The following is a 20,879-nucleotide window of genomic DNA, read 5'->3' as shown; positions in this document are numbered from 1 at the left end:
GAGGAAATGCAATGCAATACGATGATAGGGACCTAAGGAAACTCCAGCTGCTCGAGCTGCGCATCTTGAAGGAAATCGATCGCGTTTGCCGCGAGCTGGGCATCACGTACTTCCTCGATTCGGGATCGGTGCTCGGGGCGCTGCGCCATGGGGGTTTCATCCCGTGGGACGACGACATCGATTTGGGAATGCCGCGCGCGGACTACGACCGCTTCGTCGCCGAGGCGCCGGCGCTTTTGGGCGAGGAATACGTCGTGTCGACTCCCGAGACGAACCCGCATCAGGCGGCGCTGTTCGGCAAGGTGTGGCTTCGCGGTACGCGCTTCGCGACGGAGGAGACCATCGAAGCAGGCTTTGACCAGGGAATCTTTGTCGACCTTCTGCCCTATGACGCCCTCTCGTCCGACCCGGCGACGGCGGCAAAGCAGCGTCGCGACTGCCGTTTCTGGCAAAGCGTGTCGTATCTTTCCCATGCGAAGAGCATCGTCGTGCCTCACAAGGGAGCGCTCGGCGCGATCGAGCGTGCGGCTTGCGGCGCAGCACACCTCGCAGCTCGCGGCCTCTATTCCCCCGAAAAGATCGCGTCACGCTTCAACAAAGCTGCCACCTGCGGAAACGACCCTTCAATTGCCTCGGACGACCTCGTGGTCATGGCGTATGCGACCTATGAGCCCTACGTGCGCTCGATGATGCTGCCGACCTCGACCGTCACCTTCGAAGGGTGCGAGTTCCCCGCGCCCGCCGACCCCGAGGCCTTCCTGCGCCAGCTCTACGGCGAGTGGCGAAAGCTTCCCCCGGTGGAGGCGCGACGCAATCATGCGCCTGTCGAGCTCGATTTCGGGCCGTACGCCTAAGCTTTTGACCTGCATTTGTTCAATTTCTGATTAAAACTTTACAAAACTGAACACCTTCCGCTAGAATACTCCTCGTTTCATTTACTGGGGAGTATGCAATGACATTGACGAAAAGCACGTTCAAGGTGCTCAACGCGCTGCGCGACGAAGCCGTCCACACGCAGCGCCATATCGCGACGGCAACCGGCCTGTCGCTTGGAACGGTGAACACGGCGTATCGCTCGCTCGTCGACGCGGGCTTGGCGGACAACTTCTCAGTGACGCCCGCCGGCTTCGAGGCGCTTTCGCCCTACAAGGTCGACAACGCGATCATCATGGCGGCGGGGCTGTCTTCTCGCTTCGCCCCGCTTTCCTACGAGAAGCCCAAAGGCGTGCTCACCGTGCGCGGCGAGGTGCTCATCGAGCGTCAGATCCGCCAGCTTCAGGAGGCGGGCATCACCGACATCACCGTCGTCGTGGGGTATATGAAGGAAGCCTTCTTCTACCTCGAGGACAAGTTCGGTGTGACCATCCGCGTCAATGCGGAATACTCCGTGCGCAACAACAATTCCACCCTCATGCTCGTGCGCGAGAAGCTGGGGAACACCTACGTCTGCTCGTCGGACGACTATTTCACCGAAAACGTCTTCGAGCCGTACGTGTTCGAGGCCTATTACCCGGGCGTGTTCTTCGCGGGCGAGACGAACGAGTATCTGCTCGACACCGCGCGCGACGGGCGCATCACGGGCGTGACCATCGGCGGCCGCGACAAGTACGGCATGCTCGGGCACGTGTATTTCGACCGCGCGTTCTCGGAAACCTTCGTGAGAATCCTCGTCGACGAGTACGATCGGCCCGAAACCGCGGGGAAGCTCTGGGAGGACATCTATCGCGCGCACCTCGACGAGCTGCGCATGGTCATGCGGCCTTACGAGCCGGGCGTGATCTACGAGTTCGACTCCATTGCCGACCTGAAGGAGTTTGACCACGACTTCATCGAGAACGTCGACTCCGCGATTCTCGACAACATCTGCCGCGTGCTCGAATGCTCGCGCGGCGACGTCGAGGGCATCGTGCCCATCAAGGAAGGGCTCACGAACCTGTCGTTTCGCTTCGCGGTGCGCGGCAAGTCGTACGTCTATCGCCACCCAGGCGTGGGCACCGATGAGATCATCAATCGTGCAAGCGAGGCGTTTTCGCAGGTCATCGCAAAGAAGCTTGGCATTGACGACACCTTCATCCACGAGGACCCCGCCGAAGGTTGGAAGATTTCGCGCTTCATCGACGGATGCGTTCCCTTCGACTACCACAACGAGGACCACGTGCGCCATGCGATGGAGCTGGGTCGCCGCCTGCATAACAGCGGCGCGAAAAGCGAGTGGTCCTTCGACGCGTACCGCGACGCGGTTGCGATCGTGGAGCTTCTCGGCAGGAAGAGCTATCCGTCGTTTCCCGATCGCGAGGAGCTCGGGCGCAACGCCGGGGTGCTCGATGCGTTCGTGCGTGCGGACCGCGTCGAGCCGTGCTTGTGCCACAACGACTTCTACAGCCCGAACTTCCTCGTGCGCGGCGAGGAGATGTATCTCATCGATTGGGAGTATTCGGCAATGTCGGATTATGCTTCCGACCTGGGAACGTTCATTTGCTGCTCCGATTACTCGGTCGACGAGGCGCGCCATGTGATCGAGCTTTACTTCGGGCGGACCCCGACCGATGCCGAGATGCGCCACTGCCTGGCGTATGTCGCGCTCGCGGCGTACTACTGGTTCGTCTGGGCGCTCTACAAGGAATCGACGGGCGATCCGGTGGGCGAGTGGCTCTACCTGTGGTATCGCACGGCGAAGGCATATTCGGCGTTGGCGCTTAAGCTGTACGGCGCGACGCCGGGGCAGGTCGCCTAAGGAGCGCCTGCATCGCTTAGTTTTGCCCGCTCGAAGGGCGGGTTTTGATCGGTTGAAAGGAAGTGGATGGAACTCATCGGGACCATCGTGGTCTACATCATCATGGCGTGCGCGATCGCCGGGTGCCTGGCGAGCGTTATCAAGCCCGAAAGCGAGCTTGGGCAGCAGTTCGTTGCCGGCATCGACTCGATCGGCCCGATCTTCTTGCCGACCGCGGGCATTATGGCGTCGGCACCGTATCTTACCGCGTTCGTAAGCTCGGTCTTCGGGTCGGCGTATTCCGCTGTTGGCGCCGACCCTGCGATGGCTGCGACCACGTTCATCGCCGTCGATATGGGCGGCTATCAGCTCGCCGACGCGCTCGCCGAGACGCGCGAAAGCTGGATCATGGCCATGATCACGGGGTACATGGCGGGCGCGACCATCGTGTTCTCCATTCCCGTGGCGCTGAAGATGCTCGAGAAACGCGACCGCAAGTATCTGGCGCTCGGCGTGATGAGCGGCCTTCTCGCTATTCCCATCGGCGTGTTCGTGGCTTCGGCAATCATCGCGGTGTCGCACCCAATAGTGCGCGAGGTTATCTCCACCAATGCCGACGCCACCTATCAGCTGGCGCTCTCGTGGGGGCAGATCGGCATGAACCTTATCCCGCTCATCATCGTCTGCGTGGCGCTTGCGGCGGGCCTCAAGTTCAAGCCCGACGCCATGATCAAGGGATTCATCGTGTTCGGCCGTGTGATGGAAAGCGCGCTCAAGATCGTGTTCGTGCTCGTGGTTGTTGAATACTTCACGGGTGTATGGTCGACGCTGTTCGGAAGTTTCGGGTTCGATCCGATCATCGCCGACGAAGAGGACATCTTCCGCGCCCTCGAGGTGTCGGGCGCCATCGGCATGATGCTCTGCGGCGCCTTCCCGATGGTGTATCTCATCAGGCGCTACCTGGCAAAGCCGCTCGCCAAGATCGGCGGCGCGGTGGGGCTGTCCTCCGACGCGACGGCGGGCTTGCTTGCGGGTTCGGCCAACGTGCTCGCGCTCTTCTCGATGGTGAAGGACCTGCGTGCGAAGGACAAGGTCATCTGCATGGCGTTTGCCGTGTGCTGCGCATTTTTGTTCGGCGATCACTTGTCGTTTACGGCGAACTTCCAGCCGAACCTGATCGTGGTGGTGCTTGTGGGCAAGTTGGCCGCCGGTATATGCGCGATCGTGTTCGCGAACCTGCTTGCCGTGAAGAAGGCCGAGCAGCTCGAGCGCGAAGCGGGCGAGGACGTGCTCTACGACGCGGAGCGAGCGGTTGAGAGTGCCGAGTAACGCCAGGTGCGCGTCGGGCGCATCGGGCGATCTGGACGGGCCCGACGTGCGTCGGTGAAAGATGGTAAGTAAGTAACCTACTGAGTCTGGGGAGAACAAGTGGGTATGGAACAAGAACAGGGCGCACTGCCCGCATGCGCATACGCGCACATCTCATCGGTGTTGGAAGTCTCGCGCGACGAGATTACCGACATCTGGCCCCTCAAGCAGGGACTGACAAACGAGTCGTGGCATTTCACCACGCCAGAGGGCGAATACGTGTATCGACAGCCGGGCGTGGGGACTGAAGACCTGGTCGACCGCAAGGCCGAGGCCGAGGCGCTGAAGCTCGCGCGCTCGATTGGGCTCGACGGCACCTTCATCCACGAAGACGTCGAGCAGGGCTGGAAGCTTTCCCGCTTTCTCGTGGACTGCCGCGAGCTCGATGCGCACGACGCCGAGCAGGTCGCTTGCGCGATGCGCATGGCGCGCACGCTTCACGAAAGCGGCGCGCACCTTGCCCGCACGTTCGACTTCTACGAAGAGGGAAAGCGCTATGAGGCGCTTTTGCGCGAGCTGGGGCCGATTGAGGTGCCCGGCTATGACGAGCTCGCCGCAAAGGCGGATCGTGTCGCCGCCTTCGCGCACGCCGACGGGGCGCCCGTGTGCATCACGCACAACGACTTCTTCAACCTGAATATTCTCATTGACCGATCCGACCGCATGCACCTTATCGACTGGGAGTATGCCGGCATGTCCGATTACGCGCACGATTTCGGCACCTTCACCGTGTGCTGCGAGCTTTCCGAATCCGAGGCCGATGCGGCGCTTGCGGCTTACTTCGGACGCATTCCCACGTTTGCCGAGCGCTGCCACAACTTCGCCTTCGTGGCGCTCGCCGGTTGGTGCTGGTATCTGTGGGCGCTCTACAAGGAGGCCGTCGGCGGGAGCGCGGGCGAGTGGAAAGAAATCTATCACAGCTATGCGCTGCGCTATTTCGACCGTGTGATCTCGGGTTATGAAGGAATCGCTCAAAAAGAGGAGAGGGGAATCGCATGAGGTTCGGTATTGCAAGCGGCTTTCTGTGGGGTTTGGACACCGTCATCTTGGGAATAGCCCTCACGATGGGGGCGTTCATCGGCACGCCAGAGGCCATCGCCTTTGCGGCGATCGCGAGCGCATTCATGCACGATGCGGCATGTGCCATCTGGCTGTTCCTCTACATGGGCGTGCGCCGGCGCCTTGGCGACACGCTTCGGGCCCTAAAGACCCGCAGCGGCAAGGTGGTCATGCTCGGCGCGCTTTTGGGTGGACCTTTGGGCATGACGGGCTACCTGGTTGCCATCAACAACATCGGCGCAGGCTATACCGCGATTATCTCCGCGTTTTACCCTGCGTTCGGCACGTTCATGGCGTTTGTCCTGTTGAAAGAGCGCATGAGGCCGCGCCAGCTCGTTGCGCTCGCCTGCGCGCTCGCGGGCGTCATGGTGATGGGGTACGCCACTTCGGGTGATTCGTCGGTCGGAAATGCGGCGCTTGGCTTGGTCGGCGCGGTCGTGTGCGTTGTCGGTTGGGGCAGCGAGGCGGTGCTGTGCGCTTGGGGCATGCGCGATGATGCGGTCGACAACGAGACGGCGCTGCAGATTCGCGAGACGACGTCTGCCATCGTGTATGCCGTGGTGGTGCTGCCGGCGTTCGGCGCGTGGGCGTTCACGGCGAGCGCGCTGCCGTCGATTTCCACTGCCGTTGTGGTGCTTTCTGGCCTCGCGGGCGCGGCATCATATTTGTTCTACTACAAGGGTATCGCAACGATCGGCGCGGCGCGCTGCATGGCGCTCAACATCACGTACTCCGCTTGGGCCGTCGTGTTCGGACTCGTGCTTCTGGGGAGCGTGCCGACTGTCGTGCAGATCGTGTGCTGCCTGGTCATCATGGTGGGCACGGTGCTCGCAGCATGCGACTGGGACGAGCTTTTCGGTCGCAAGAAGACCCCTCTGCCCGAGGACGCGTCGTAAGCGACGGGCGAGGTTGCGCGGCTCGGGGCGCGTGCTGTCTTCGGGAGCGCGAGGCTGCGTGGTCCGGGGCGCGTGCTGTCTTCGGGAGCGCGGTTGCACAGCTCGGGGCCTTCGGCCCCCCGACTCTTTGGCCCCGACCCTCCGGTCCGCCATCAACCAACCTGCCCAACCCGCCCAACCCGCCCGGCCCCGGGTCCGCCACCAACCGACCCGCTTCCATCTTCTCCGATGTCCCTCTTTCGTGGACAAAAATCGCCGATATGTGAGTCTTCCTACTCCAAAGAGAAGACGCGTTCAGAAGGTGAGAAGTTGTGACCTGGCCTTTTGCGAAAACGCTGCGACCCTCTTGATCGGTCAGCTCAAAAGCGGCTCACATATCGACGATTTTTGTCCATGAGAGGGTGGTCTTTCGCGAGGAGGGGTAGCGTTCGCGTGCTTGAGCCCTATCAAAAAGGCGAAACAGCCCCCACCCAGCTTTCCTTCTGCTCCTTCAGCCCGATCCTTCGTCCGCGCTCTAGTGCCCGCCTGTTCATATGTCCCAGCGCCTGTTCCGTATCCTCGCGTTTTCGGCTTGCCCCCAGCGCACGATTCTCGCCTCTGCTTCTTCGTGCGCACCTCAGCGCTCGCTCCGAGCCCTCGCGTTCTCGGCTCGTCCCGGCTCCGTCTGGCATATGGCTCCTTCGGCTCGCCCCAATACCCGACCTTCTGCCGTGTCCCAGCCCCGTTTCGCACTCTCGCAATTTCGGCTCCCTCGAGCCAGCTTTCTTTCCCGCTCCTTCGACTCCCTCGCGCCCGTTTTCTCGGCCCGCCCTTCCATATACCCCGGGCCTGTGTTCCGCGCCCGTTCCTTAGGCGCCTCCTGTATGCCCCCTGTAGCGTCCGCCATGCAGTTCCCCGTACTCTCTTCTTTTCTCGGCGTATTTTCTACATGACATCCACTGTTTCCTGGCAATTATCTGGCAGATCCTCGAGGGAAATTCGGCGGGCATTGCCATATTCCTAACTGAAATCTGACAGAATATAACACCAGGTAATGAGTAAGAAAATAGTACTGGAAATCACGCTGTGCGGCTGCTATGGTTCTGCCTATGACGATTTTCTTCGATGGCATATCGGCACTGGATTGCTACCGCGTGATGAACTTATCGCGGGCGTCTGTCGGTGCGCCGAAGCGTTACGCTCGAGAGTTTGCGGCAAGCTCGCCAGATGAGGCAAGCTTGAAAGCTGCTCGGAAATCGTTTCCAAGTCTCGCTTCGCCTCGCCTTCTCGTAAGCGAACCGTCGAAGCGTTGTCGAATTCGAGATGTTAAGTGTCGCGTCCTTGGGTCGCCTATTCCAAACGGAGCTTTTGTCTCCTTGGGTCGTGACTTGTATGCGTGTTCGCCGTCGTTTGCATTTGTCCGCTCAGCGGTTGAGCTCGACTTCGCTGAGCTGGTCCTGCTGGGCTACGAGATGACGGGCAGCTATCGTTTGAATTCGAACTCTGAACAGGGATTCTTCTCGTCGCCGCCGCTCGTGACCCACTCGGCACTGCTCTCGATTTCCTCCCAAGGCTACCTGTTTGGTGCGAATAAGGCGAGAAACGCTTTGCGGTTTGTTTCTTCGGGATCCGCCTCGCCGATGGAAACAGTTCTCGCTACGTTGCTTTCAATGCCGAAGGCGAAGGGCGGATACGGATTGCCGTTGCCTCAGCTTAATGCAACGATCGAAGTTCCAAAGGGGGATTGGAGGGTTGCGTACGGAAGGCAATTCCGGTGCGATTTGCTATGGTCGGAGGCGAATCTTTGCGTCGAGTACGATAGCGACATGTTTCACACTGGTTCGCAGAAGATCGCGCACGATGCGAGACGGCGAAACGCGCTCGCGTCTCTTGGCTTCACGGTTATCACGGCTACAAAGAGCCAGGTGGCAAGCATTCCTGGATTGGATCAACTTGCATCTCAGGTGGCGAAGGGAATTGGCGTGCGATTGCGCATGGAGCGGGTAAATCGTCAGGCCCAGCGGGCGCTTCTCGACTGCGCGGTGGGCGGCTCGCGATCGCCTCGGCGAGCGTCGCTAATTTCGCAATAGGCAGTTTCATCCTCGGCTGCTATTGCGTGTTTCGAAAGGATGCCTCTGGACTTCGTCCGTCATGGAACAAGACCGTTTCCGCAAAGCGTCGGTTAATGCCAATCGGGTCGCCTTCTTTCTTTCTGGTCGCCTTCTTTCTCTCTTGGAATCGCTCCGTCGTGGACAAAAAAGGTCGATATGTGAGGACTGCCAGAAGACTGGCTTCCTTTCAGAAAAATTGACCTGGGGAAATGTTGACAGAAGTGCGAGCGAGCGGTTACTTTCGGGATCGAGGACTCACATATCGGTATTTTTTGTCCCTCGCACCTCGTTTTACGAGAAGAAAGGCGAGAGGAAGGGTGGTCGGCAGTTCCGGCTATGGTCCTTGATAAGCCACGAGCCGGGACGCGCCTTCTTTTTCTGGCGGGCAACGATTTCGCTGATGGCCCTTGACGCATCACAAATCGGAAAGCCGCATGCCTTGCTTCTCGAGAAAAAAGGCAGTGGGGAAAAGGGCGGGTTGGGGGGCGACGCTTCCCCTACACGGGGTATTGCTCCAGGTAGTCGGCGTGATTCTCCTCGAGATATCGATCGAGCAATCTCACGGCGTGCCGCACGCGTGGTTTCTGGCGAATGTGCTTGGGGTAAAGAAACCCCACGTAGCTCATCGATTCCGGGGTCGAGAGGGGCACGAAGGCAAGGCCGTCGGTCGGCATAGCGGCATCTTCGAGCGCAAGGTGATAGCTGAACGAGTCCAGGAAAGCCACGGCGTCACCGCGCGAATGGACGAAGCGGATGAGCATGCGCGGGCTTGCGACGCTCATTCTCACCTTCTGCAGCGGATAATCGCGAAACAGCCATTCAATCTGCTGCGCCGCTTCTCGCGAGGCGTCTGTCGCGCAGGGTGCGCCCGCCACCTCGCGCCGACGAAGGGACTCTCTTCGGGCATACGATGACGCCGCATGGCAGACGACGCCCAATTGCGTGCGAAGGACGGGGTCGAACGCAAGCTCCGTGCTCGCGATGAGATCGAGCGCGCTGTTGGAGTGAAGGTCGACAAACCCGAGGTCGGTGCCGTCCGAGAGGCATGTGCGCGAGACGATTTTCTCGAAAGGCTCCTCGATATACGAGCACTGCGCGAGTAGGTCGACGTACGCCTGCGTCGCCGAGGCTATTTGCGCCGAGTAATGCGTGACGTGGATATTGAAGGGATCCTCTTCTCGTTTATGCTCCTCGTCGGGATTGTAGAGCGCATCGAGGAATTCCCCGTAGTCTGCAGTTACCTTCTGCGCAAACGCGAGAAAGCTCTTTCCCGTTGGCGTTAGCGTGACGCCTTTGCGGCTTCGTTCGAGCAGCTTTGTCGATAGCTCGCGCTCAAGCGAGGTAATCGCCTTGTTCAACCCCTGCTGAGACACGGCGAGTCGCTTTGCGGCGCCGTAGAAGGATTCCGCCCGGGCGACCTCTTCGAAGTAGCGGATTGTTTCGATGTTCATGCGTGCTCGCTCTCGTATACAACTAATCGTTGTCTAGAAAGCAATTATAGGCTTCTTTCGGTTGCTGTAATTCCTTTTCATAATGAACCCAGGGTGAATGAGCGCCGTCCATTCCGCCTGCCGCAAGCTGGGTACATCTTGTGTCGAGCATTTGGGATGGGGCGTCGCCAAGAGGGAGAAAACGAGAGGAGCCTAATCATGACGCAAGGGGAGTCGTTCGTCTACACCTGTTGTCCTGGGTGGGGCGATCATGAATTCTGTGCGATCAAGACAATCGTCAAAGACGGCAAGATCGTGCGCACCGAAAAGCCGAGCTACACCGGCGCGGAGGCGAACGAGGGCTATATCTGCCAGAAGGGCATTATGTCGTGCCGCCAGCCGTACAATCCGAAGCGTCTGCTGCATCCGCTGAAGCGCGCGGGCGAACGCGGCGAGGGTAAGTGGGAGGAAATCAGCTGGGACCAGGCGCTCGACGAAATCGCCGCGAAGCTTCTGCAATTGCGCGACGATTACGGCCCCGAGTCGCTTGCCATGTGGGATGTGGTGGCGTCGGTGCCGCCTTCGCAGGGGCTGGCCGCTGTGTTGAGCTCGCGGTTCATGGGGCTTTGGGGCGCGACCGACCCCATTCAGGGGTACGGCCTCGACAACGGGCCGTTCTACGCAGCGTTCTTCGACATGGGCGACTTCTACAAGTACATGACGACCGATCCCGCGAACTTCGATGCGTCGGATTACATCATCGTATGGGGCGCCAACCCCATCGAAAACCAACAGCGTATCGCAAAGCACCTGGTGGAGGCGCGTTCGAACGGTGCGAAGATCGTCGACATCGGGCTTCTGTTCGACGGCACGGCGGGCTTTGCCGACGAGTTTATCCCTGTGAAGCCAGGCTCCGATCCGGCGCTTTCCCTTACCATGGCGAACCTCATCATTCAGGAGAAGCGCTACAACGAGAACTTCCTGCTGTCCTACACGGTGGCGCCGTTCCTCGTGCGCGACGATACGGGCGAATTCCTCCGCGATGCAGAAGGAAACTACCTGGTATGGGACGCCGATGCTCAGGCAGCGGCATCCATGACCCCAGGTGAGCAGGCATCTCCTGTGGCGCACATGGAGCTCGACGGCGCCCATGAGGTCGACGGCGTGGCGTGCAAGACGGCATTTGCGTGCCTGCGCGAGCACGTGTCAACCTACACGCCCGAATGGCAGGAGGGTGTCACGGGCGTCGCCCCCGAAGTGGTCAGGCGCCTTACTGATGAGTACGTTGCAGCTCCGAATGCCTACATCTTCGGCGCGCTGGGGCTCCGCTACCAGAACCAGGGCGAAAGCTACCGTTCGTTCTACCTGCTCGGTATGTTGACGGGCAACTTGGGTCGCCCCGGCGCCGGCGTCACGAGCGAGATGCTGCCGGCCGGCTTCCCGATGATCTTCAACGACCCGCCCATTACGATGCCACTTGGCCGCGAGGGCTACAAGGCGAAGATGCTGCGCCAAAACGAGTTCATCAACCAGGTGAAAAGCCAAGAGCCCTACCCGATCAAAGCATTTTGGGTGATCGCGGGCAATCCGGTGCACAACTGCCCGAACCGCGGTCTGTGGATCGACGAGATCTTCCCGCAGATGGAGCTCATCGTCGACGTGGACATCTGGATGACCGACACGGGCCAGTATGCCGACTACGTGCTGCCCGACTGCATGCCGTTCGAGCGCTATGAGCTGGTGGCGTCGGCGGCGTACAACCACATCGTCTTGCAGGAGCCGGCAATCGAGCCGCAGGGCGAGGCGCGCGACCCCACGTTCCTCTACAGCGAGCTCGCGAAGCGCGTGGGCTTAGGCGAGTACTTCGACAAGACGGCGGAGGAATGGATCGAGGTGCGCATCCAGTCGAAGTGGCCGATGATCGCGGGCATCCAGCCGCCGCTCACCTACGAGCGCCTGAAGAAGGAGAAGCTTGTGCGCGCGGCAACGCCCCCGGTGAACTGGGACCCGTTCATGGGCCTGCAGTTCAACACGCCTTCCAAGCGCCTTGAATTCTACTGCGAGCGACTGCTTCCTGTTGGGGCGCAGATGGCGGCGTATCGCGAGCCGCTTGAGGCTCCCACGCCGATGAGCTTGGGGAACGGGACGGCGAAGGGGAGGTATCACTTCTTCAGCGGCCGCCAGCGCTTCTTCATGCAGTCGATGTTCACCGACGACCCGGTCATGGCCGACCTGTCGGGCGGGTATCCGACGGGCCGCATGAACCCGGCGGACGCGCAGGCGGAAGGCATCAAGGACGGCGACAAGGTGGAAATCTACAACGAGCGCGGGCACGTGACCATCGAGATGAAGCTCGACCAGCAGATTCCCCCGGGAACCGTGCAGTGCTGGTTCGGTTGGCGCCACGACGCGTTCGAGGACGGCATGTACTCCGAGCTCATCCCGGCGCTCGGCAGCGACTACACGCTCAACGACGTGTCCAAGCATTGGGACAGCTGCGTGCGAGCGATCGGCGGTTTCCAGCCTGGGTTCGGCACTGGCGGCATCGGCGGCATGGCGGGTGCCTGGGACACGATTTGGGATTGCGCATGCGACGTGCGCAAGGTCGAGGAATAGGGGAGCGACATGGATGAGAAGACGATTCTGGTGAACCTGCAGCGATGCACGGGATGCTGGACCTGCTCCCTTGCCTGTAAGGTGGGAAACGGCCTTTCGGATGAGAAATTCTGGCTGACGGTGCGCACGGAAGGCAGCGGCGAGGGCATCGACCGGCCCGCGGGGGTGTGGCCTGACCTGCACATGAGCTGGATTCCCATCTGGTCGAAGAGCTGCGTGCGCTGCGGCGGGCGGCTGGCGGAGGGCGAGCTTCCCTACTGCGTGAACGCATGCCCGAACGGGGCGCTTTCCATCGGCGATGCCGCGGCAGGGGAATGCGAGGAATTGCGGCAGCGGGGTTTCCGCATCTTCAAGCTTCCCGCCTGGGAAAACGCCGCCGATAACGTGGTGTACGCCTCGAAGGGGTAGCGAGGGTTAGGCCGAGGCCCAAAACCTGAGGCTGGGGGCTCCCCGAACGGCCAGGCATTGCCGTCTGGGGAGCCCTATCCAGGACTACCGTGCATCTTCCTTTCGGAATCCGCCCGCTTTCGCGAGTTCGAGGGCGGGCGTTTCCGTCTGTGCTGCTATACTTTCGAACCATGGACACACTATCGAACACACACCACGCGCCTGCCCGCAAGCAGCGCATCGCCGTCGTCACCATGGGCGTGAAGCTCGGCGACGAAACGCGCGGTTACACGCGCTTTCGCTTCCTGTCGGAGCTGCTCGTGCGCGAGGGCTTCGACGTGACGCTGTTCACCTCGTCGTTCCAGCATTGGGAGAAGGCCCAGCGCGACATCGAGAAGGCGTGCTATCGCGACCTCCCGTACCGCGTCGTCTTCATCCCCGAGCCCGGCTACAAGAAGAACCTCGACCTCGCGCGCATCATGAGCCATCGTAAGGCTGCGAAGAATCTGCGCCGCATGTTCGCGGAGCGCTTCGCCGCCGATGCCCGCGCGTTCGACCTCATCTACGCCGAGATTCCGCCCAACGACGTCGCCCGCGTGTGCGCGGAGACGGCGCACGAGCACGGCATTCCCTTCGTTGCCGACGTGAACGATCTGTGGCCCGAGGCCATGCGCATGATCGTGAACGTGCCGGTCGTGAGCGACATCGCCTTCCGACCGTTCGCGCGCGACGCGCATCGCGTCTACGAGCTGCTCTCGGGCGCGGTGGGAACCTCCGACGAGTACGCCGCGCGCCCCGCCGCCGATCGCGAGGAGCCTTACGAGCGTGTGACGGTGTACGTGGGGAACAACCTCGCCGCGTTTGACGAGGGCGTGCGCGAGAACGCGGACACGGTTGTGAAGCCGGCGGGCGAGTTCTGGGTGACCTATGCGGGCACGCTCGGCGCAAGCTACGATCTTTCGACCCTCGTTCAAGCTGCAAAGCTCGCGGAGCCGCAGGTAAGCGGCTTGCGCGTGAAGATTCTGGGCGATGGCCCCGACCGCGATAAGCTCACCGAGCTCGCGAGCTCGATTGGCGCGCCCGTCGATTTCCTCGGTTACACCCCCTACGAGCGCATGGCAGCCTGGCTCGCCGCGTCTGACATCACGGTCAACTCGCTTGTGCATGGCGCTGCCCAGAGCATCGTCACGAAAATCGGCGATTACCTGGCCGCGGGCATTCCCATGATCAACACGGGGGAGAGCCCCGAATTTTGCGCGAAGGTGGAGGCGGACGGCTTCGGCGTGAACGTCGCCCCAGGAAACGCGAGCGAGCTCACCCAGGCAATCGTGAAGCTCGCCGCGCACCCCTCGCCGCGCAAGATCATGGGGGCGAAGGCGCGCGATGTCGCATGCCGCCAGTTCGATCAGGCTCATTCTTACCAGGCGATAGTGGAATTGATACGCAATTTGCTCTAAGCGCACATCAAGCGGGCAGGTTCGTTGCACAATTAAGTGCTTGAAGTAACCTGGGCGCACGTGCGCTCAAACGGTTGGCCCATGACCGCGTGCAGCGAAGCGACGGCGTGCGCGAAGGGGCGACGAAAGGACGGCATGCTCGTGAACGTGAAGCGCAACATTCCTTTTTCCCCTCCCGATATTTCTCAAGCTGAAATCGACGAGGTGGCCGATGCGCTCCGAAGCGGCTGGATCACCACCGGTCCGAAGACCAAGCAGTTCGAGCGCGATTTGGCGGAATTCAGCCACACGACGCGCTTTGCCTGCTTCAACTCCGCGACGGCGGCGCTCGAATGCGCCCTGCGCGCGCTCGGCATCGGGCCAGGTGACGAGGTCGTCACGAGCGCTTACACCTACACTGCCTCGGCGAGCCCTATTGTGCACGTGGGTGCGACGCCCGTGCTCTGCGACGTGGCGCCTGGCTCTTTCGAGATCGACTACGACCAGGTGGCGGGCCTCGTCACCGAGAAGACTCGCGCCGTCATCCCCGTTGATGTGGCGGGCGTCATGTGCGACTACGATCGCCTGCGGGTAGCGCTTGAGAGCGTGAGCGGCAAGTGGCGCCCGCGCACGCCCCGCGAGGAGCTCTTCGATCGCGTGCCCATCGTCGCCGACGGCGCGCATTCGCTCGGTGCGATGCGCCATGGCCTCCATTCGGGACAGGCGGCCGACCTCACATCGTTTTCCTTCCATGCGGTGAAGAACCTCACCACGGCAGAGGGCGGCGCTCTCACCTGGCGCGATATCCCCGGGCTCGACTCGGAGGAGCTCTATCGCGACCTTATGCTGATGTCGCTTCACGGCCAGACGAAAGACGCGCTCGCGAAAACGCGCGTCGGCGCATGGGAATACGACGTGGCGTTCTGCGGCTGGAAATGCAACATGACCGACCTGCAGGCGGCACTCGGTTTGGCCCAGTTGCGCCGCTACCCGGGGCTTCTCGCGCGCCGTCGCGAGATCGTCGAGCGCTACGAGTGCGGGCTGGCCGATCTACCCTTTGCGCTGATCAAGCATTACGGGCACGACTTCGCGTCGTCGGGGCATCTTATGCTTGCGCGCATCGAGGGCGCCTCGCAGGAGTTCCGCAACGCGTTCATCAACGAGATGGGGGAGCAATGCGTCGCCTGCAACGTGCATTACAAGCCGTTGCCCCTGCTCACCGCCTATAAAGACCTCGGCTTCGACATCGCCGACTTCCCGAACGCGCTCGCGCAGTTCTCAAACGAGGTCACGCTGCCCCTGCACACGAAGCTCTCCGACGACGATGTGGACTACGTGATCGCGATGTGCCACGAGGTGTTCGCGAGGCTTTCCGCGAAGGGCGTGCGCTAGATGTACCTGCGCTTCGGAAAACGTGTCTGCGACATTGTCATCGGCTTGATTGCGCTGCCGTTTGTGCTGATTATCGTGGCGATTTGCGCACCGCTCATCTACCTTGAGGACAAGGGCCCCATCTTCTACAATGCGCCGCGCGTGGGCAAGGACGGCCGCGACTTCACGATGTACAAGCTGCGCTCGATGAAGGTGAACGCGCCTGACCTGGTGATGGAAGACGGGTCGACCTACAACGGCGCCGACGACCCGCGTATGACGCGCATTGGGGCCTTCATGCGCAAGGCCTCGATCGATGAGATGCCTCAGTTCTTGAACGTGCTCAAAGGCGACATGAGTGTTGTGGGCCCGCGCCCCGACCTGCGGCGAGAAACCGAGCTCTACGAGGGCGATGATGGGGAGAAACTGCTGGTCAAACCTGGCATCACGGGTTATGCCGCCGTCTACGGGCGCAACTCGCTGCCCTGGCGCGACCGCTTGAAGCTCGATGTGTACTACGTGCGCCATGTGTCCTTCGCGCTCGATGTGAAGGTGTTCTTCCGCACGTTCTACGTCATCTTCAAGCAGGACGGCGTCTACGTGGAGCCCGAAGACGGGGACGTGAAGGAAGCGAACGACTCGCCGGCTGAGAAAGCTGCCAGCTAGCCCCCGGCCAAGGTCGGCGCTCGCAGGGACTGGGTCAGGTCGCAGGTGTGACGTGCCTCCGTTCTCGAGTGCCCAAGCTGCCCCCGCGGCTTCTCCAAGCTACATTCCCAACCATCCTGAAAGGTACTCCTGATGATTCGCTCTATCGTGAAGATGCCCGTGCTGCTTTCGGCGCCGAGCGTCGACGCCACGCCGCTCGATGCTGCCGTGGGGCAAGACCTGCTTGACACGCTCGCGGCGCATGCTTACGAATGCGTGGGGCTTGCGGCGAACATGATCGGCGTGCGCAAGCGCATCATCGTGGCAGCGTGCGCGGGCGGCGCGGTGCTCATGTACAACCCGGAAATCATCGAGGCGTCGGGCGAGTATCAAACCGAGGAGAGCTGCCTGTCGCTTGAGGGCACACGCCCCTGCACGCGTTTCAAGCGCATCAAGGTCGCCTATCTCGACGCGTCGTTCGCACCGCAAGAGAAATCGTTTTCGGGTTTCGAGGCGCAAATCGTCCAACACGAGATCGACCACTGCAATGGGGTCGTGATCTAAGGGGGTCGTCCGAGGTTTCACTGGGTGAACTTGGGGAAGTCTGACAAGCCGCGCTGAAAGATAGTCGAACCCAGCCATACCTCGAAATACAAAGAAGCCGCCTCCCGAGGGAAGCGGCTTCTTTTCATTCTGGAGCTTGGTTGGCGGTGTCTCGCACGTCAAGTTCGCGGGGTTTGGCCAGCGTTGCGCGCTAGCGTCGGTTCTGCCGCGTGTTCCAGGGTTTCTCGCGACCCCATTTTCGCGTGGTCTACGACATCACGCAGCACGCCCCGTTCCCGTTCTTCTACCTGCGGCGCTTGTCGATCTTGCGCGCGGTCACATCGCCGATCGCCTGGAACACGATGACGAGCACAACGCACAAAAGCACGGCGAAGATCATGACATCGGTCTGGAAGCGCTGGTAGCCGTAGCGGATGGCGATATCGCCCAAGCCGCCGGCGCCCACGGTGCCTGCCATGGCGGAATACCCGAACAGCGTGACGAACGTGATGGCCGCGCCGCGCACGAGCGAGGGCAGCGTCTCTTTCAAATACACCTTCCACACGATTTGCCAGGTGGAGGCGCCGAAACTCTGAGCTGCCTCGACAAGCCCGCTGTCGGTCTCTTCAAGGCTCTGCTCGACCATGCGCGCGGCGAAGGGCGCGGCCGTCACCACGAGGGGCACGACGGCTCCCGGCACGCCGAGCGAGGTTCCTACGATAAAACGCGTGAACGGGATGAGCGCGACGAGCAGGATAATGAAAGGCACCGAACGGCCGATGTTGACGATCCATCCGACGATGGTCGAGACGACGCGGTTAGGGCGCAACCCGTTCGGGCTGGTCACCACCAAAAGGATGCCAAGGGGGATACCGATGACGTACGCCAAGATGGTGGCCACGCACGTCATGACGAGCGTGTCGATGGTGCCCTGCAAAAACAAGTTGCCGTACTGGGCGAAAAAGGCGGAGAAATCGAACATGGCCTACTTCACCTCCAGGCTGTCGAAGGAAACGAGCTCGCGGGCGGCCTCGCTTTGCGGGTTCTCGAGTACTTGGCGCGTCGGGCCTTCCTCCACGATGACCCCCTCGTCGATCACGGCGACGCGGTCGCAAATGTGGCGCGCCACGGCGAGGGAGTGGGTGATCACCACGAGCGTCACGCCGAGTTCCTTGTTGATCTTCGCGAGCAGGTTCAAAACCGACACCGTCGTGCGCGTGTCGAGTGCGCTCGTGGCCTCGTCGCAGAGCATGATGCGCGGGTTGTTCGCGAGGGCGCGCGCAATCGCCACGCGCTGCTGCTGGCCGCCCGAAAGCTCGCTCGGATAGCGGTGCGCCTTGTCGGCGAGCTCAACCACTTCGAGCAGCTCGAGGGCGCGCTTCTTGGCGGCATCCTTCTTCTCGCCGCGAATGGTGAGCGGGAACATCACGTTGTCGAGCACGGTGCTCTGCTGGAACAGGCTGAAATTCTGGAAGATCATGCCGATTCCCTCGCGCAGGCGTCGCAGGTCGCGGCCCTGATAGTTCGTCACATCGACGCCATCGATGAGAATGCGCCCCGACGTGGGACGCTCGAGCAGGTTGATGCAGCGCACGAGCGTGGACTTGCCTGCGCCCGACTGGCCGATGATGCCGAAGATCTCCCCCTCGCCAATGGTAAGGCTCACATCATGCAGGGCACGATGTGAGCCTTCGCGAGCGAGGTAGACCTTTTCCAGATGGTCTAGCTCTATCATTCGCTTTCTAACTCCTTTGTAGGCGTCCCTTAGAACACGGGGACGACAGCGCCGGCGTAGGTGTCGTTGATGTAGGTGCGAACCTCGTCGGACGTGAGTGCTTTCACAAGAGCCTTGATTTTATCAGAATCCTGGTTGCCATCCTTCACGACGAGCACATTCGCATAAGCTTCAGCGGCGAGCGAGGTGGCGGACTCGGTTGCAAGCGCGTCGGTGGTCTTGAAGCCCGCGGGAATGGCGTAGTTGCCGTTGATGCAGGCAATGTCGACGTCGGCGACGATGTTGGGAACCGTTGCGGCCTCAACTTCCTTCAGCTGGAGGTTTTTCGGGTTGGAGACGATGTCGTTTGTGGTGGCGTTGATGCCTGCGTCGTCCTTCAGCGTGATGAGGCCGGCGTCCTGGAGCAGCAGCAGCGCGCGCGCCTCGTTGGTGGCGTCGTTGGGAACGGCGACGGTCGCGCCGTCAGCCAGGGCGTCGAGGCTCTTGGTCTTGCCCGGGTACAGGCCGAACGGCTCGTAGTGGACGTCGGCGACGCTCACGAGATGCGTGCCCTTTTCCTCGTTGAAGTTGTTGAGGTAGGTGATGTGCTGGAAGTAGTTGGCGTCGACCTCGCCTTCCTCGGTCACCGTGTTGGGCTGCACGTAGTCGGTGAACTCCTTCACCACGAGGGTGTAGCCTTCCTTCTCGAGCAGCGGTTTCACAGCGTCGTTTAAGATCTCCGCATGCGGCGAGGGGGTTGCCGCGACCGTGATGGTCTTGTCGTCGGAGCTTGCCGACTTGTCGGAGCTTGCGCCCTGCGCGCCGCAGCCTGCCAGGCCGAACGCGAGTACTGCGCCGAGGGCGAGCGTTGCGACGAGCGCCGCTTTCTTCTTCTTGAAGTTGATTGCCATTGATGATGTCCTTTCCTGGGACGCGTTGCCTTAACGCGTTCGCTTCCATTCGATGCTCTCCATAGTATCGCGAGCGCGGGGTAAGTGGTAGTTCGAAAAACAAATGCCTGGCTATCGTAATTTGCGATATATCGAAAACGCCGCTCTGCCCGAGAGAGAATTAGCCGATGGTGAAGGAGAGGGGCCAAAGCTTCAGAAAACTGTTAACCCCATCGAAACATGACCCGATATAATGGGAAAATACTCTAAGGGCGTGGCCTGCGGTGCAGCTGCGCTTGAGCGGTGCGGGGCACACCGCCGAGAACGATCGAACGCAAGGAGCATATGCCATGTCATCCAATCCGGAACAAGATTTCGTGCTCAAAACCATCAAGGGCCGCGATGTCCACTTCGTCCGCTTCTGGTTTACCGATGTTCTCGGCAACATGAAGTCGTTCGCCGTCATCCCGAGCGAGCTCGAGAACGCCTTCGAGGACGGCATGGGCTTCGACGGCAGCTGCGTCGAGGGCTTTTGCCGAACGCGCGAAAGCGACATGCTTGCCTTCCCCGACGCCTCGACCTTCCAGGTGCTCCCGTGGCGCCCGGAAAGCAACGCGGTGGGGCGCATGTTCTGCGACATCCGCACGCCTGACGGCAAGCCCTTCGAGGGCGACCCGCGCCAGGTGCTCGCACGCGAGGTCGAGCGCGCGCTCGATATGGGCTACGTGCTTAACGTCGGGCCCGAGCTCGAGTTCTTCTACTTTAAGGACCAGCATTCGACCGAGGTGCTCGACCATGGCGGGTATTTTGACCTGACGAGCCTCGACTACGCTTCCGACCTGCGACGCGACACGGTGCTCACCCTGGAGAAGATGGGCATCCCGGTGGAGTACTCCCACCACGAGAACGGCCCTTCCCAGCACGAGATCGACCTGCGCTTCACCGACGCGCTTTCTATGGCCGACGCCGTGATGACCTATAAGCTGGTCGTGAAGGAAATCGCCATGAAGCACGGCGTGTACGCGTCGTTCATGCCTAAGCCCTTGGCCGATGCCCCTGGGTCGGGTATGCACGTGCATCAGAGCCTGTTCGATCTCGATGGCAACAACGCCTTCTTCGATCCGAACGATCCGCTCGGCTACAACCTTTCCGACCTGGCGAAACACTACATCGCCGGCCTTTTGAAGTACGCGCCCGAGTTCTGCTGCATCACCAACCAGTATGTGAACTCCTACAAGCGCCTCGTCTCCGGCGGGGAAGCGCCTACCTACATTTCCTGGGGAGCCCGCAACCGCTCGACGCTCGTGCGCATCCCGGCGTATCGTCCGAACCGCGAGGTCGCGTGCCGCGTGGAGCTGCGCAACCCCGACCCGGCGGCGAACCCGTATTTGGCATTCGCCTGCATGCTCGCCGCGGGCCTTGCCGGCATCGAGGAGGAGCTTCCCCTGCAAGATCCGACCGAGGGGCTTGACCTGTTCGAACTTTCGCGTCAGGACCTGCGTAAACAGGGTGTTCGTACGCTGCCTGAGAGCCTGGGCGAGGCGGTGGAGCTCTTCGCCGAGTCCGAGCTCATGAAGAAGACGCTCGGCGAGCATATCCATGGCTATCTGGTGGAGGCGAAGCGCGCCGAGTGGAACGAATACCAGGGCACCGTTTCCGAATGGGAACGCAACCGCTACCTCGAGGTCCTTTAGATGTGCGCCCTGTGTGCGGGAAAGGTT

The 20,879-nt window shown here is 61.3% G+C and carries 17 protein-coding genes; 13 read left to right on the top strand and 4 right to left on the bottom strand.

The genetic code is table 11. The features are described from left to right. The first annotated feature begins 11 nt into the window (after positions 1–11). From ACMRQN_RS03255 to ACMRQN_RS03230, 6 genes are all read left to right on the top strand, one after another. Positions 12–854, top strand: a complete 843-nt coding sequence (locus ACMRQN_RS03255) for a LicD family protein (RefSeq protein WP_418733799.1) — start codon at positions 12–14, stop codon at positions 852–854. 98 nt (positions 855–952) lie between these two features. Then, on the top strand, positions 953–2,734 hold the full coding sequence (locus tag ACMRQN_RS03250; protein WP_418733798.1) for a phosphotransferase: 1,782 nt from the start codon (positions 953–955) through the stop codon (positions 2,732–2,734). A 66-nt stretch (positions 2,735–2,800) separates the two neighbouring features. Further along, positions 2,801–4,042: an ethanolamine utilization protein EutH gene (eutH, locus tag ACMRQN_RS03245; RefSeq protein WP_418733797.1), complete on the top strand. Its 1,242-nt coding sequence runs from the start codon at positions 2,801–2,803 to the stop codon at positions 4,040–4,042. Between the two features lie 105 nt (positions 4,043–4,147). Beyond that, complete coding sequence (locus tag ACMRQN_RS03240) at positions 4,148–5,080, top strand: phosphotransferase (RefSeq protein WP_418733796.1); 933 nt, start codon at positions 4,148–4,150, stop codon at positions 5,078–5,080. Further along, the gene (locus ACMRQN_RS03235; RefSeq protein WP_418733795.1) at positions 5,077–6,036 is read left to right on the top strand and encodes a DMT family transporter; all 960 of its coding nucleotides are present in this window, start codon (positions 5,077–5,079) and stop codon (positions 6,034–6,036) included. Before ACMRQN_RS03240 ends, ACMRQN_RS03235 begins: the two co-directional genes overlap by 4 nt. Positions 6,037–7,391: 1,355 nt before the next feature. Beyond that, positions 7,392–8,105: a hypothetical protein gene (locus ACMRQN_RS03230; RefSeq protein ID WP_418733794.1), complete on the top strand. Its 714-nt coding sequence runs from the start codon at positions 7,392–7,394 to the stop codon at positions 8,103–8,105. Between the two features lie 518 nt (positions 8,106–8,623). On the opposite strand, the gene ACMRQN_RS03225 is transcribed toward ACMRQN_RS03230, so the two are convergent. Further along, positions 8,624–9,577, bottom strand: coding sequence for a LysR family transcriptional regulator (locus ACMRQN_RS03225; protein WP_418733793.1), 954 nt, complete (start codon positions 9,575–9,577; stop codon positions 8,624–8,626). A 198-nt stretch (positions 9,578–9,775) separates the two neighbouring features. On the opposite strand from ACMRQN_RS03225, the gene ACMRQN_RS03220 reads away from it, so the two are divergent. The 6 genes from ACMRQN_RS03220 to ACMRQN_RS03195 all read left to right on the top strand — a co-directional run bounded on the left by ACMRQN_RS03220 (position 9,776) and on the right by ACMRQN_RS03195 (position 16,575). Further along, complete coding sequence (locus ACMRQN_RS03220) at positions 9,776–12,172, top strand: molybdopterin-containing oxidoreductase family protein (protein ID WP_418733792.1); 2,397 nt, start codon at positions 9,776–9,778, stop codon at positions 12,170–12,172. 9 nt (positions 12,173–12,181) lie between these two features. Continuing rightward, positions 12,182–12,580 carry a 4Fe-4S dicluster domain-containing protein gene (locus ACMRQN_RS03215; RefSeq protein ID WP_418733791.1) on the top strand — a complete coding sequence of 133 codons (399 nt, stop codon included), beginning with the start codon at positions 12,182–12,184 and terminating at the stop codon, positions 12,578–12,580. 170 nt (positions 12,581–12,750) lie between these two features. Then, the gene (locus tag ACMRQN_RS03210) at positions 12,751–14,016 is read left to right on the top strand and encodes a glycosyltransferase family 4 protein (protein ID WP_418733790.1); all 1,266 of its coding nucleotides are present in this window, start codon (positions 12,751–12,753) and stop codon (positions 14,014–14,016) included. Between the two features lie 141 nt (positions 14,017–14,157). After that, a complete protein-coding gene (locus tag ACMRQN_RS03205) occupies positions 14,158–15,387 on the top strand; it encodes a DegT/DnrJ/EryC1/StrS family aminotransferase (RefSeq protein WP_418733837.1) in 1,230 nt (409 codons plus the stop codon). Then, entirely contained in the window at positions 15,388–16,032 is a 645-nt protein-coding gene (locus tag ACMRQN_RS03200) for a sugar transferase (RefSeq protein ID WP_418733789.1), read from the top strand. 132 nt (positions 16,033–16,164) lie between these two features. Next, the gene (locus ACMRQN_RS03195) at positions 16,165–16,575 is read left to right on the top strand and encodes a peptide deformylase (protein WP_418733788.1); all 411 of its coding nucleotides are present in this window, start codon (positions 16,165–16,167) and stop codon (positions 16,573–16,575) included. A gap of 283 nt (positions 16,576–16,858) precedes the next feature. On the opposite strand, the gene ACMRQN_RS03190 is transcribed toward ACMRQN_RS03195, so the two are convergent. The 3 genes from ACMRQN_RS03190 to ACMRQN_RS03180 are packed head-to-tail and all read right to left on the bottom strand — an operon-like array spanning position 16,859 to position 19,179. After that, positions 16,859–17,536 carry a methionine ABC transporter permease gene (locus ACMRQN_RS03190; protein ID WP_296061823.1) on the bottom strand — a complete coding sequence of 226 codons (678 nt, stop codon included), beginning with the start codon at positions 17,534–17,536 and terminating at the stop codon, positions 16,859–16,861. A 3-nt stretch (positions 17,537–17,539) separates the two neighbouring features. Further along, positions 17,540–18,289 (bottom strand): methionine ABC transporter ATP-binding protein, encoded by a 750-nt coding sequence (locus ACMRQN_RS03185; protein ID WP_418733787.1) that lies wholly within the window; start codon positions 18,287–18,289, stop codon positions 17,540–17,542. A gap of 29 nt (positions 18,290–18,318) precedes the next feature. Further along, complete coding sequence (locus tag ACMRQN_RS03180; RefSeq protein WP_418733786.1) at positions 18,319–19,179, bottom strand: MetQ/NlpA family ABC transporter substrate-binding protein; 861 nt, start codon at positions 19,177–19,179, stop codon at positions 18,319–18,321. Between the two features lie 329 nt (positions 19,180–19,508). On the opposite strand from ACMRQN_RS03180, the gene ACMRQN_RS03175 reads away from it, so the two are divergent. Beyond that, positions 19,509–20,852 (top strand): glutamine synthetase family protein, encoded by a 1,344-nt coding sequence (locus tag ACMRQN_RS03175; protein WP_418733785.1) that lies wholly within the window; start codon positions 19,509–19,511, stop codon positions 20,850–20,852. Positions 20,853–20,879 lie beyond the last annotated feature (27 nt).

This window comes from Ellagibacter sp., assembly GCF_048412355.1.
In the GTDB taxonomy this organism is placed as follows: domain Bacteria; phylum Actinomycetota; class Coriobacteriia; order Coriobacteriales; family Eggerthellaceae; genus Ellagibacter.
The sequence above is the reverse complement of the archived record's forward strand: the minus strand, read 5'-3'. Positions and strand labels throughout refer to the sequence as shown.

Excerpts from the sequence above, each read along its gene's own strand:
- ACMRQN_RS03255 (WP_418733799.1), top strand. The coding sequence starts at position 12 with ATGCAATACGATGATAGGGACCTAAGGAAACTCCAGCTGCTCGAGCTG.
- ACMRQN_RS03250 (WP_418733798.1), top strand. The coding sequence starts at position 953 with ATGACATTGACGAAAAGCACGTTCAAGGTGCTCAACGCGCTGCGCGAC.
- eutH (WP_418733797.1), top strand. The coding sequence starts at position 2,801 with ATGGAACTCATCGGGACCATCGTGGTCTACATCATCATGGCGTGCGCG.
- ACMRQN_RS03240 (WP_418733796.1), top strand. The coding sequence starts at position 4,148 with ATGGAACAAGAACAGGGCGCACTGCCCGCATGCGCATACGCGCACATC.
- ACMRQN_RS03235 (WP_418733795.1), top strand. The coding sequence starts at position 5,077 with ATGAGGTTCGGTATTGCAAGCGGCTTTCTGTGGGGTTTGGACACCGTC.
- ACMRQN_RS03225 (WP_418733793.1), bottom strand. The coding sequence starts at position 9,577 with ATGAACATCGAAACAATCCGCTACTTCGAAGAGGTCGCCCGGGCGGAA.
- ACMRQN_RS03220 (WP_418733792.1), top strand. The coding sequence starts at position 9,776 with ATGACGCAAGGGGAGTCGTTCGTCTACACCTGTTGTCCTGGGTGGGGC.
- ACMRQN_RS03215 (WP_418733791.1), top strand. The coding sequence starts at position 12,182 with ATGGATGAGAAGACGATTCTGGTGAACCTGCAGCGATGCACGGGATGC.
- ACMRQN_RS03210 (WP_418733790.1), top strand. The coding sequence starts at position 12,751 with ATGGACACACTATCGAACACACACCACGCGCCTGCCCGCAAGCAGCGC.
- ACMRQN_RS03200 (WP_418733789.1), top strand. The coding sequence starts at position 15,388 with ATGTACCTGCGCTTCGGAAAACGTGTCTGCGACATTGTCATCGGCTTG.
- ACMRQN_RS03195 (WP_418733788.1), top strand. The coding sequence starts at position 16,165 with ATGATTCGCTCTATCGTGAAGATGCCCGTGCTGCTTTCGGCGCCGAGC.
- ACMRQN_RS03190 (WP_296061823.1), bottom strand. The coding sequence starts at position 17,536 with ATGTTCGATTTCTCCGCCTTTTTCGCCCAGTACGGCAACTTGTTTTTG.
- ACMRQN_RS03185 (WP_418733787.1), bottom strand. The coding sequence starts at position 18,289 with ATGATAGAGCTAGACCATCTGGAAAAGGTCTACCTCGCTCGCGAAGGC.
- ACMRQN_RS03180 (WP_418733786.1), bottom strand. The coding sequence starts at position 19,179 with ATGGCAATCAACTTCAAGAAGAAGAAAGCGGCGCTCGTCGCAACGCTC.
- ACMRQN_RS03175 (WP_418733785.1), top strand. The coding sequence starts at position 19,509 with ATGTCATCCAATCCGGAACAAGATTTCGTGCTCAAAACCATCAAGGGC.